Raw genomic sequence first — 12,930 nt, forward strand, 5'->3', positions numbered from 1 at the left:
ATCGGCTATCGGCTATCGGCTATCGGCTATCGGCTATCGGCTATCGGCTATCGGCTATCGGCTATCGGCTATCGCCTGCGCCAGTCTCCGCCGGAACTGGCGCAGCCATGTGCCGAGTTGACGCCATTCCTTTCGATCGGTGGAACGACGCGCGTAGGCAGCGCGGTGATACGCTTCGGTGAGCGCCTCTAACTCGGGACTGCCTTCTGGCAATTGCTTCGTGATCATCGCAGCGAATTCAGCCGGTGTCTGCGAGGGATAGCGTCGGTAGCCGTAACGGGCAGCTTCGCGTAGCGCAGTGTGATAACTGGTGATTGCTATATCCGTCAACCTGACCTGTTTAGTGGTCGGTTGGCGTCGCTGATTGGCGACTGGCTTTCGCCGGTATCGCCACCGCCCAAAGCGCCATTTCCGCAGCGCCATTACGAACTGCTCTGACCAATGCTGAAATTGATCAGCTACGTTGTGCATCCATTCCTGACGCCGAATGATTGTCCAGAATGCCAGTCCGACCAGCAATAACATACAGATCCAGAAGATGATTCCAGCCCAGATGAACGGTTCACTCTCTGGCGGCGCTGCGATGGCAGGCGGTTGCAGTGGCTGAGCCGGGGCTATGTCGGAATTCTGAAACCGGTCAAGCAACATCAACAGGAGCAGGGGGAGGAGCGCGATCAGACTTGCCAGCCCGATGAAGAAGAGGGCGAGGATGAGTGTAATCAATAAAATGATACTTGCCAGAACCAGCATCGTCTCGCGCCATTCGGCTGGTATCAGGGAAATCTGTTGTCCGGGGAGAGATACTGCAAACAGGATGATCAGTCCGATCACTACTATACTGATCCGGCTCCAGTGCCGATTCAAGTCAGAAGAGATTTCGGCCTCTTCGCTCTGCCAATCGGCCAGACGCGCCCGTTGTTGCGCAAGCATGATCAGGATGAGACCACCACCCAGATAGATCGCCATGATGCCTGTCGCAGTCCATCCCAAACCGGACGGGATCTGTTGCGGATCGAAACTCAGGGCCATCACCAGCCCACCCCAGATAACGCCGCGGCTGATCGCATCGACTGCTGCCTGTCGCCGCGCCACGGCGTCGCTGCGGTAGAACAGTAAATCCAGACTCTGCAAAGGTGTCTTAAGGGGTGGGTTAGGAGTGAGGGCAGCGATGGCAGCGATCCCGCTACGGCTGAGAATGGCGACGAACAGCAGGGCAAACAGGCAAAACAGGAAGGGAACGTCGAATGCAGCCAGCGGATCGGGGATCCACGTTGCGATCGCGGTGATGCCGTTCATACCCTGGCCAAGCGTGGCTACAATCCGGGCCAGCGCCACCAATCCAAACACCTCGGCAGCGAGATAACGCGCTGCGCCACCATGGGTTTCGTGCAAGCCAGCCACCATGCGGCTACGCAATGCAATTGCTTCCAGGCTCACCAGCACACTGGCGCCGCTCAACCAGATCGATTGCCAGTCGGTATGCGCAGAAACCCGCTCGCTCAGCATGGTTAGCGGGAGCGTAATGAGGATGGCGATGATGAATGCCGGGCCAAGAAGTGATGGTTGGGTCATTGCGATGGTATCCGTTTTTGCACACGTGCCAAAACCCGATAGCGCAGGTTGTCGCATCAGTGTAAAGGTATTGTACTCGATCGTATTTTCACCTGCTCATCAGGTACGATGTTAGCTCATCGTGCTATACTACCCGCGACGCCTGCGCCGGCGTTATGTTGTGATCTTTTGCATCGAGTGCATCTATGCGCTGCGTGTTAAGGATAGTATGATTCGTTTACGTCGTTTGCATGCTCATGGTCGCAATGGCCGCAATGGTCGCAATGGTCGCCGCCATGTGCCTCCTCGTTTACTGCGCGGCAGGCCGGTGCCGCCTCCAGTTGCCGGTCGCTGGATCATCAATGTCTTGCTGGCTGCGCTTGGCTTGATGGTTGTTGGGCTGTTCGCTCTGGTCGGGCTGGCATACAACGCCTATGCGCAGGTGGCCGAGAGTCTGAAGCCGCGACTGGCTTTACTCGATAACCGCGAGCTGTTTGAAAACTCGCGCATCTTTGATCGGAATGGCGAGCTGCTCTACGAGTTCTTTGATACTGGCAAACGCACCAAAGTCTCGATTGACGAGATTAGTCCGCTTCTCATTCAGGCCACTATCGCTATCGAAGACAAAACCTTCTACACCAATCCCGGTATCGATCTCGCCGGAATTGTGCGAACCCTGATCGACAGTCTGCGCGCAGGTGAAGAGACCGGAGGCGCTTCGACGATCACCCAGCAGGTGATTAAGAATAGCGTGTTGACGCCGGAAGAGCGACTGCCGGAGCGTCGCTATGAACGTAAACTGAAAGAGATCATTCTGGCTCAAGAGCTGGATCGGATCTATACCAAAGATCAAATTCTTGAACTGTACCTGAACGAGAATTTCTACGGCAATCTGGCCTACGGCATTCAAGCGGCCAGTGAGGTCTATTTTGGCGTGAGCGCCGCCGATCTTGACCTTAATCAAGCTTCACTGCTGGCCGGGTTGCCCCAGTTGCCATCGGTCTATAATCCGGTGAACTATCTCGAGCGCGATGAGCAGGGTGGCTATTTGCCGCCGGTCTACGTCGGTGATAACTGGCTCGATCCAAATGCCCGTCTCCCTGCTAACACGCCATTACCCCGTGTTCGGCAAGTGGCTGTGTTGCGTCGCATGGTCGAAGATGGATATGTAACTGAGGCGCAGGCTCGTCGCGCGTTGGCTACGCCACTCCGTTTCGCGCCGCAGGAGGCGCCGCTCAACGCACCTCATTTCGTCTTCTATGTGCGTGACCTGCTTCTGCAACGCTACGGTGCCCAGATTGTGTATGGTGGCGGATTGCGTATCACCACCACGCTTGATTTGCAATTGCAACGTATGGCGCAGGCCGCAGCCTTCGCCCGCATTACCGAGCTGGAAACGCGAAATATCCACAACGCTGCGGTAGTGATTATGCAGCCGAACACCGGCCAGATTCTGGCTATGGTCGGTAGCATTGATTACAACGCGGTCAAACCTACAACAACACCCGGCGAGTCGGGGAATGTGCTCGATGGACAGGTCAATGTGGCGACCCGTGAACGTCAACCCGGTTCGGCGCTCAAACCATTTACGTATCTGGCGGCAATGGAACAGGGTATGACGCCGGAGACTGTCTTGTGGGATGTGCCAACTGAATTTCCCACCGGTACCGGTGATTGGTACGCGCCACAGAACTATAACGGTCAGTGGAATGGACCAATCCGGATTCGCACGGCGCTGGCTAATTCGCTCAATATGCCGGCAGTGAAGGCGCTAAAATTTGCCGGGATTGACTATACGATTCGGTTGCTCGAACGAGTCGGTATTCGCACCGGTCTTAAGCGCGGCGCCGATTTTTACGGTCTGTCGTTGACCCTTGGCGGGGGCGAGGTGTCGCCATTGGAGCTGACTACAGCCTATAATACGCTTGCCAGCGGTGGTCGCTACTTTGCGCCGGTAGCGATCCTCGAAATTACCGACTCGCAGGGCCGCGTATTGGAACGTTTTAGCCAAACCCCTGGTGAAGAGGTAGTCGATCCGGCTTTGGTCGCGATCATTTCAGACATGCTCAGTGATGACCGCGCCCGCCAGGCGATCTGGGGGCTTAATAGTCCGTTGCGGTTAAGTCTGCCTGCCGCAGTTAAGACCGGCACAACCAACGATTGGCGGGATGCGTGGGCCGTTGGCTATACGCCATTCGTTACTGTCGGCGTCTGGACAGGCAACAACAATAATGAACCGACGGCGCGGGTAGAGAGTTTGACCGGCGGCGGGATTATCTGGCGCAATGTCATGGAGAGCATCTTCCGTCTGATAGCCGAGGATGAACGCTACCGTGAACTCTTCACCGCTCCTTTCCCCAATAACGAGCTACCGACCGAGTTTACATTGCCAGAAGAGGTTGAGCGTCGTCCGATCTGCGAATTGCCTGGCCCCTTCGGCGGCTACCGTGAAGAGCTGTTTACCCGCGCAATGCTCAAGCAGTTGGAAGAAGCGGCATTGCTGAACCCCACGCCGACTGCCGGTGTTGTCGGTCAGGTTGCGATTGAGGGTCTCTGCTCGGCGTATGATAAGGTTATCGTAGTGCGTATTCCCACTCCCGAAGAGTGGACGAGCACCGGTGATCTGCGGCCCAATCCTCCGCTACCACCACCGACCGATCCCAAGGAGTCGCCGCCAGCGCAGGATCTGAGTGCTCTGATCGATGGCGCGTATTGTCGTCCGGCGCCTGAGGCTGCTTATCCGCCTGAGCTGGTACGCGAGATCTATCTATGGAAATTGCCACCGCCCGATCCTAATGAGAAGGTTGAGTATAAGTGGCGTGGTGGCGATGCAACCGTCTCGCTGAGATACGAAGATCTACCTGAATGCACTGAGGCAATGTTCCAGCCACCCATTCCGGTGCCGCCGGTTGAGGGGGCAATCCTGATGCCCGATTTGCGTCGGTTAGGAGAAAATCAGGCTAAGGATGCGCTGGCGTTGCTGGGAATTGATCCCGCTCGGATCTACGTCGATTATCAAGGGCCGGATCGAGCCGGAGAGGACTATTATCGGTATGGGCCGTATGTAGTGTTGAGTTCACTGCCGGCGGCAGGTGAATGGATTTTGCCCGATACTACGATTGTGCTGGGCATTCGCGCGCCCGATCCGGAACCGGCACCAGCGCCCGAATCACCGCCACCAGAAGAGTGAACGAGTGTTTGCCGTCGTTGTGGATTCTTCAGGGGCGGGATGCTGCTGACGGGTTTGAGTTATGAGCACTGGTTGCCTGTGCTGTCGGCAGAGTGTAACTTTTCGTCGATTCTATGCATCGTATTTCACGGGTAACCAGTTTCTCACACCATCCAGATGATGGGGTACGGGTATGAAACAGATTGTTGTGATCGGTGGCGGTCCGGCGGGAGTTGAGGCAGCAGTGGCCGCCGCCCAGGCTAACACACAGGTGACCTTGATCAGTGAGGGGCCGATCGGTGGCCGCACCGGTTGGGATAGTCTGTTGCCGAGCAAAGTGTGGCTGCACGTCGCTGAAGTTGCGGCTGAGGTCGCTCATGCGAGTGTGGCAGGAGTGACGAGTCATGGCGCGCAAGTAGATCCGGTGGCAGTGCTAAATCGAATCAAGCAGGTTGCCGGTCAGTGGAGTGAGCGCGAGACGCAACGTTTGCGCGCTGCCGGCGTGAAGGTCATCAATGGCGTAGCCGCGTTTAGCAGTCCTCACGAGTTGATTGTGCGCAGTGATGACAATCAACAGGCCTTGACTGCCGATGCGGTGATTATCGCAACCGGTTCAGTGCCGCGCTTCCCGCCAACGATGAAGCCTGATGGCCAGCGGATTATTGCGCCGCGCTTTGCCAGCCATCTGAGTGCGCTACCGCCGGATATGATCGTCATCGGTGGCGGTCCGACCGGTAGTGAGTTTGCCTCACTCTTCAGCCGACTCGGTGTCAAAGTAACGTGGCTGGTGGGGTTACCTGGAGTGTTGCCGATGTTTGACCCGGCTGCTGGCGCGGCCCTGGCTGAGGCGATGACGGCTCAGGGGGTGGCGATTCACCAGGTTGATGTGACCAGCGCCGAACGAACTGAAGATGGCGTTGTGGTGACCGCGACTGATGGCACGACCTATACCGCTGCAATGGCCTTCCTGGCGATTGGGCGGGTTCCTGATCTGAGTCGCCTCAATCTTGCTGCTGCCGGGGTGCCGGTAGATGCCAACGGCCAGGTCACGGTGGATAGTTACGGACGCACAGCAGTGAGCCATATCTTCGCAGTCGGTGACGCCGCTGGTGGGCCGATGCTGGCCAATCGCGCGTTGGCCCAGGCCTGGGTGGCCGGTCGGACTGCTGCTGATGTCCCCACGCCGGCCTATTGCCCATACACTGTGGTCAGCGCGGTCTATACGGTGCCAGAAATTGCCCAGGTTGGAATCGTTACCGGTAGTACTGATGAGCTACAGCGCGCGCGTGCCTCATATGCCGTGTCACTCAAATCGTATTTAGCAAATACGACTGAAGGGTGGATCGAGTTAACATTCGATCCAACCAGCCGTCAGATTCGTGGTGGCGTTGCTGTGGGCGCGCATGCAGCCGATCTGCTGGCGCCGGTAGCGCTGGCAATTCAAACCGGTGCGACCCTCGCCGATCTGTCGGCTATCTTTGCCGCATACCCGACGCTCAGTGAAGCAGTGTTTGCCGCAGCGCGGGCGGCAGCCTGATGAGGGCGATCACGCGATAACGATGGCGCAGGCGCGCAGGGCAGGGCTGTCGTTTAGCGACAGCTCGCACTGCCGCTATGAATCACGTTGTGCCTGCGCCATCTGATGGCCGGGTTCCACTGCCATTCGCCGCAGTGCTCGCATCAGCAAAGTCAAGAGCACCAGCAACCCCAATACCCCATACTCAAGTATTGGCACGCGCAGCACATCCGGCAATCGGCGCCACTGGCGCCGCGCGCCGTAATAGCTCAAGACCGAAGCGGCATAGGCAGCGCCAATGCTCCACCGCGCTCGCGCCGGCAGATTGAGGCCGTGCATCTGGTTCATCACGAACATTGCCAGCAGACTGAAGGTAAACATTGCGCCTAACCCGCTGCGCTTATAGAGGGTAGAAACGACTGCGTGTGGCAAGACCATCATCTCGAGCGCTAATGTCCAGCGCGGATCGCGATGGGCATGGGTGTAGAGTAACGCCGACTGCACAAAGAGTAAGAGCGTATGGAAGAGACCGGTGTAGTGCAGCGGTTTAGGATCGATCGGGTGATACCAGAAATTGTAGGTTGCGGCCCATGAGAAGATATAGCCGTGAAAGCGACGGGCAAAACGCACCAATTCCGCCGGTGGCAGCACCTTTCGGCTACCGAAAAAGAGACCTCGGCGCGGCGCTTCAAGGGCTAAGGTCATCATCAGAATAAACGAGACCGATCCCAATGCGCTGCCCTCTGGCACATCGCGAGCCAATCCGTCGTAGGTATAACGGGATTGGAGATAGTGCAAAAGAACGCCGCCAGCATTGACCGCCAGCGCGATCCAGTTGAGCCGGCGGAGATCGGCGGTGTAGCGCAGGCGCTGACGCTGACCGGCATAGACACAACCCCAAATCGCCAATTGATGCGCCAGATAACCGCTCCAGGCCAGCCAGCGTTGAGCCGGGTGCGGATTGGCTGCAATCCACCGGTAATCACCATGCCGGCCACTGTATTCGATGTACTGTTCTGGCGCTCGCCCCACCAGCGCCGCCGCACCGACCGCAGCGGCACACGTCGCGATCGCCGGCCCCAGCAGGTCGTGAGCGTTTGGTGGGGCCGGCGCATCTTCTTGATCGCCTTCGACCCACCGGACATACCGTTGCAATGACCAACCGGTCACGGCTGCGCCTGCTGCTGCGGCCAGCCCGCTGACCAGTGCCCGCCAGGGATGACGACGCGGATCGGCAGCCAGCCCGGCACAGGCTGCGCCTGCTGCGCTGACCAGCGCCAGCCCAAGACCGGGGCGCTGCCCACGGGCGACATCGAGCCAAAACATCGCCGCCATCGGATTAAAGAGGGCTGCGCCTGCAAGCGCATAGTTCGAGCGTGGATTGCTCATTGCCGGCCTCCTGCTTGGCAACGATCGGTCTTGCGGATGAACATGAGACACTACGCTCTGCGGACATCATCCCTCGTCAGGCGCACACCCTTACGCTGTGGCGTTGGGGATGGACATCAATGAATCATAATATGTGCAAAACTCTGACATATCATACCATGCCTGTTAGTGTGGCGAAAAGTTGAAACTTCGAAAGTTAAGAATATACTATGGTTGGTAAATATTTGACTACTCAGATTTGACAGAATGGAAGATGCCTCGTAGGATGAGGCGCTGTGGTGAAATAAAACGCCGATAGTAGAGACGTTGCACTGCAACGTCTCTACTGCAACGTCTCAACCTCCTGATTCAAAGGGGTACGGCACCGCCATGCCCCTACGCCGGGACAGGCAGGGTGTGCGGGATTCGCCAACGCGATAACTGACGAGAGGAACGCAATGACCACGATGGTACTCTATAACGGCCCGATCTACACCCTCAATCCGGCTCAGCCGGTGGCGCAGGCGCTGGCAATTCGCAACGAACAAGTTTTGGCCGTTGGCGATGAAGACTCAGTGCGAGCTGTGGCCGGGCCGCAGATTGAGCCGATCGATTTGCAGGGACGGGCTGTCGTGCCGGGTCTGACCGATGCGCACGTTCATGTCGTCTTGTACGGTCTGGCGCGCCAGGAGGTGCGGCTTACCGGCTGCCCTGATCTTGCCACTGCGCTGGAACAGATTGCTGCTACTTCGCGGCGTCTTCCGCCAGATGCCTGGTTGCGTGGCAATGGTTGGGATCATACCCTCTGGGGTGGACGCTGGCCTACCCGCGCCGATCTCGATCGCGTGTGTCCGGATCGACCCGCCGTTCTGTGGCGCAAGGATGGCCATTCACTCTGGGTTAACAGCCGCGCGCTCGCCCTGGCCGGCATTACCGCAGCAACCCCCGATCCTGATGGTGGTCAGATCCAGCGCGATGAGCACGGCGAACCAACCGGTATCTTGCTCGAAGCGGCGATGGAGCTGGCGCGAACTATTGTGCCGCCGCCGACCCGCGCTGAGCGTCTCGCTGCGCTCGAGCTGGCAATCGATGAGGCGTTGAGTTACGGTCTCACCGGTCTGCATGTGCCGCCATCAACTGATCCATCTGATGGCTCGGACACACTAATCGATCTGCAAGGTGCCCGCGCTGCCGGCAAGCTCAAGCTGCGCGTTCTGATGCATATTGCCGGAGCGCAGCTCGATCATGCTATTGCGCTGGGGCTACGGAGCGGCCTGGGTGACGACTGGCTCCGCATCGGCGGATTGAAATTGTTTGCCGATGGTTCGCTCGGTTCCGAGAGCGCCCACATGCTGGCGCCTTATGAAGGTCGCAATCATACCGGCATTGCTGTCATTCCACCTGCCGAAGTGAAAGCGATTGTGGCGCGGGCCAACGCTCACGGTATCAGTGTTGCGGTTCATGCGATTGGCGATGCTGCCAATCGCAGCGTGCTCGATGCCATTTCCGCTGCCCGCCTGACTGCTGCCCGGCTTGCCTTCCCTAACCGGATTGAGCACGCTCAAATCCTCGATCCGCGCGATATACCACGTTTTGCCGAACTCGGAGTCATTGCCTCAATGCAGCCGATCCATTGTATTGCGGATATGGCGATGGCTGAACGGCTGTGGGGTGCGCGTTGCGCAACCAGCTATGCCTGGCGTAGTCTCCTCAATGCCGGCGCAACGCTGGCCTTTGGCTCTGATGCACCGGTTGAAACGCTTGATCCGTGGGCAGGTATCCACGCTGCTGTAACCCGTCAAACGACTGATGGCAAGCCGGAAGGTGGATGGTATCCTGAGCAGCAACTAACTGTCGCTGAAGCATTAGCAGCCTACTGTGTCGGCCCGGCGTTGGCCGAAGCCGCTGCCGAGCGCAAAGGGCGATTGATTCCTGGCATGCTGGCCGATCTGGTTGTTTTGAATGGCGATCCGTTCCAGGTGCCGGCAACCGCTCTGCATACCTTGCGCGCTGATCTGACGATAGTGGGTGGGCGCGTGATGTTTGAGCGTTCGAGTCAGGTCTGATGCAGAGGTTCGTACTCGCGATGGCTCAGCGCTATAAAAACGATTGCGCAACTGTTGCAGAGAAAGGAATGACCATCCATGTGGCGAAATCGGGTCTTTACGGCGGTTGTTGGCGGCCACTTCATGGTTGATGTTCTGAATAGCGTCGGTGCGGTCTTGCTAGCAGTGCTGGCCAAACCACTCGATCTCAGCAATCAACAGATCGGTCTGGCGCTGACCGTTTATACCCTGCTTGGCGCTCTCTCACAACCGCTCTTCGGCTGGATTGCCGACCGATTGCCGGGTCGCAAGCTCCAACTGGCTGCGCTCGGCGTAGTGTGGATGGCTCTCTGTTACATCGGTGTAGCGCTGGCACCCAGTTGGACGGTGCTGTTGCCATGTTTCTTGCTCGCTGCCCTGGGCAGTGGACTGTTCCACCCAATCGGCACTGCCAGCGCCGCGGCTGCCGTGCCCGATAAACCGGCCAGCGCCACGGCCATCTTTTTCTTTGGCGGGCAGGCCGGTTTCGCAGTTGGGCCATTGCTGGCCGGATTTACGCTGGCTGCTGCCGGCGCTCCGGGTATCATGCCGATGGCTTTGGCCGCCAGTGTGCCGGCAATCGTGTTGCTACTGGCTCAGCCGACTGCGCGGAGTCGGCGCGCTACTCGCGCTCCAGCTTCGAATGCGCCGCAGGTTTGGACGACGCTGGCGATTGCGATCTTGCTCGCCTTTATCGCTCTGGTCGTGGTGCGCTCGTCGATACAGGCAGTGTATCAGTCGTTTCTTCCCAAATTGTTCAGCGATCGCGGATGGGAACCCGCTGTCTATGGCGCTCTGGCCAGCGTGTTTATGGCAAGCGCAGCAGTGGGCAATGTCCTGAATGGCTGGATGGCCGATCGGTTTGGCATGCGGGCGGCGACTGTTTGGCCGCTCATCCTGAGTGTGCCGGCTGGACTGGCCTGTTTTCTGGCTACACCATTGTGGGCAATTTTCATTGCCTGCGGTCTGGCCGGCATGCTGGTCGGGGGTCAGCACAGCATCCTGGTGGTGCATGCCCAGCGCATGCTGCCGGTCAGGCAAGGGCTGGCTTCAGGATTGATCCTGGGCTTTACCTTTGCGACCGGAGCGATTGGCACCTGGCTGAGTGGTATGCTGGCCGACGTGATCGGGTTAGAGATGGTGATGATCGGAGTAACCTTGCTCGGTTTACCGGCGGCGGCACTCGCCTTGACCCTACCCGGTCGCACTCGTTCAGTTGTGACCGAGCCGGCATCAGCAACGGTAGCAGCGCCATCACAGGGAGACTAGGGCAAATTGTTCCGCGCTGCGCGGTTGCGGCATTTGGCAATGGTTGCTATGCCAGCATTCGATAAGACAGCTTATAATAAATAGTATCATCTCACTGAAACGGTGGGCTTAGAAAGGAACTGTAATGACAGTGACGGCTAACAATGTCCCTACTCGCGCCGAACTACCGGTTGAGTATACCTGGGACCTAAGCCAGATCTTTGCCGATGTGACTGCCTGGGAGCAAGAGCTGAACGCCGTCGAGCAGCGCGCCCATGAGCTGGCGGCGTTGCAAGGCACGCTGGCGCAGGGGCCAGCGCAGTTGCTAGCAGGGTTGACGTTGCGCGATGAGGTGGCGCGTCGATTGTATGCATTGTACGTCTACGCAATGCATTTGAAAGACAGCGACGGCACTAATCCGGTTGGGCAAGGCCTGGCCGAGCGTTCTAGCAGCTTTGCGGCGCGCATACAGGCAGCGTTGGCCTTTATCGAACCGGAGATTTTGACCATTCCCGCCGAGACAATTGAATCCTGGCTGGAGTCTACTCCTGATTTGCAGGTCTACCGCTACGAACTTGAGAAGCTGAATCGGCAGCGCGCGCATATTCGCTCGGCAGAAGTTGAGCAGGTGATGGCGGCGTATAGTGATGTGGCGCGCGCGCCATACGCGACGTTTTCAATGCTGACCGACTCGGATCTGCAATTTCCCACGGTCGAGGATGAACACGGTCAGCCGGTGAAGTTGTCGCATGCCCGCTACGGTCGGTTGCTCGAGAGTCCGGATCGACGGGTGCGGCGAGATGCATTTAAAGGTTACTATAGCGCATTTCTGCCCTTCCGTAACACGATTGCCACCACGTTAAGCGCGGCGATCCGCACGCACGTGATCGAAGCGCGATTGCGCAATTATGGATCTGCTCTTGAGGCGGCACTGTCTCCAAACGAAATTCCGGTTGAGGTTTACCACAACCTGATTGCGACAGTTGAGGCCAATCTGCCACGCTTCCATCGCTACCTGTCGTTGCGGCGGCGACTGATGGGGTTGGATGAGCTGCATTTCTACGACCTCTACGTGCAGCCGGTACCCGATGTTGAGCTGACCATTCCTTATCAGGAAGCGTGCGACCTGATGCGCGCCGCCTTTCGTCCGCTTGGGGCCGAGTACAGTGCGGCGCTCGAGCAGATGTTTACCCGGCGCTGGATCGATGTCTACGAGAATGTGGGCAAACGAAGTGGCGCCTACAGTGGTGGTTCGTATGGCACACCGCCATACATCTTGCTCAACTACCAGGATCGGTTGCGCGATGTCTTCACCCTGGCCCACGAGTTAGGCCACTCGCTGCATTCATATTTCACCCGCGCCACCCAACCGTTTGTGTACGGCAACTACACAATCTTTGTCGCCGAAGTGGCCTCGACGCTGAACGAGGCGCTGCTTACGCACCATCTGTTGCAAAGTGGCGCTGATGAGGCGCTGCGGCGGCGCCTGCTGGCTCAACAGATCGAGGAGATTCGCGGTACCATCTTCCGGCAGACCATGTTTGCCGCATTCGAGTTGTGGATGCACGAGCGGGCCGAGCGCGGTCAGCCATTGACTGCCGATGTGCTTAGCCAGCACTATCGCGATCTGGTAGCTCGTTATCACGGCCCTGAGCTGGTGATCGATGACGAACTGGCTTATGAATGGATGCGCATTCCCCACTTCTACTACCAGTTCTATGTCTACCAGTATGCAACTGGTATCTCGGCAGCGCTGGCGCTCAGCCGGCAAATTATCAATGAGGGCCAACCGGCGATTGAGCGCTATCTACGCTTCTTGCGCAGCGGTTCGTCGCGTTCGTCAATCGAGTTGTTGCGTGACGCTGGCGTCGATATGACCTCGCCGGAGCCAATTCAGGCGGCAATGGATACCTTTGCCGATCTGGTTGATCAACTGGAAGCGATTGCAGGGTAGGATTGCCTGACAAACAAGCATGGCCGCGCCCATAAGCGGC

General features: G+C 58.1%; 7 protein-coding genes. 5 read left to right on the forward strand and 2 right to left on the reverse strand.

Features of this window, described 5'->3' with window-relative positions; all coding sequences use genetic code 11:
- Positions 1-54: 54 nt before the first annotated feature.
- Complete coding sequence (locus Q0650_RS18355; protein ID WP_298821654.1) at positions 55-1,572, reverse strand: DUF4129 domain-containing protein; 1,518 nt, start codon at positions 1,570-1,572, stop codon at positions 55-57.
- Positions 1,573-1,780: 208 nt separating this feature from the next.
- On the opposite strand from Q0650_RS18355, the gene Q0650_RS18360 reads away from it, so the two are divergent.
- A complete protein-coding gene (locus Q0650_RS18360) occupies positions 1,781-4,741 on the forward strand; it encodes a transglycosylase domain-containing protein (RefSeq protein ID WP_298821656.1) in 2,961 nt (986 codons plus the stop codon).
- Between the two features lie 172 nt (positions 4,742-4,913).
- Positions 4,914-6,257 (forward strand): NAD(P)/FAD-dependent oxidoreductase, encoded by a 1,344-nt coding sequence (locus Q0650_RS18365; RefSeq protein ID WP_298821658.1) that lies wholly within the window; start codon positions 4,914-4,916, stop codon positions 6,255-6,257.
- Positions 6,258-6,332: 75 nt separating this feature from the next.
- Here the strand turns inward: Q0650_RS18365 and Q0650_RS18370 are convergent, their stop codons facing one another.
- Positions 6,333-7,625 (reverse strand): hypothetical protein, encoded by a 1,293-nt coding sequence (locus Q0650_RS18370; RefSeq protein WP_298821660.1) that lies wholly within the window; start codon positions 7,623-7,625, stop codon positions 6,333-6,335.
- A gap of 437 nt (positions 7,626-8,062) precedes the next feature.
- Here Q0650_RS18370 and Q0650_RS18375 point away from each other — a divergent pair, with 437 nt between their 5' ends.
- From Q0650_RS18375 to pepF, 3 genes are all read left to right on the forward strand, one after another.
- Complete coding sequence (locus Q0650_RS18375) at positions 8,063-9,670, forward strand: amidohydrolase (RefSeq protein WP_298821662.1); 1,608 nt, start codon at positions 8,063-8,065, stop codon at positions 9,668-9,670.
- Between the two features lie 78 nt (positions 9,671-9,748).
- Positions 9,749-10,957 carry an MFS transporter gene (locus tag Q0650_RS18380; protein ID WP_298821664.1) on the forward strand — a complete coding sequence of 403 codons (1,209 nt, stop codon included), beginning with the start codon at positions 9,749-9,751 and terminating at the stop codon, positions 10,955-10,957.
- Between the two features lie 124 nt (positions 10,958-11,081).
- The gene (gene pepF, locus Q0650_RS18385; RefSeq protein ID WP_298821666.1) at positions 11,082-12,890 is read left to right on the forward strand and encodes an oligoendopeptidase F; all 1,809 of its coding nucleotides are present in this window, start codon (positions 11,082-11,084) and stop codon (positions 12,888-12,890) included.
- The last annotated feature ends 40 nt before the right edge of the window (positions 12,891-12,930 follow it).

Origin of the sequence: uncultured Chloroflexus sp. (genome assembly GCF_937129525.1) — a bacterium.
GTDB lineage: Bacteria > Chloroflexota > Chloroflexia > Chloroflexales > Chloroflexaceae > Chloroflexus.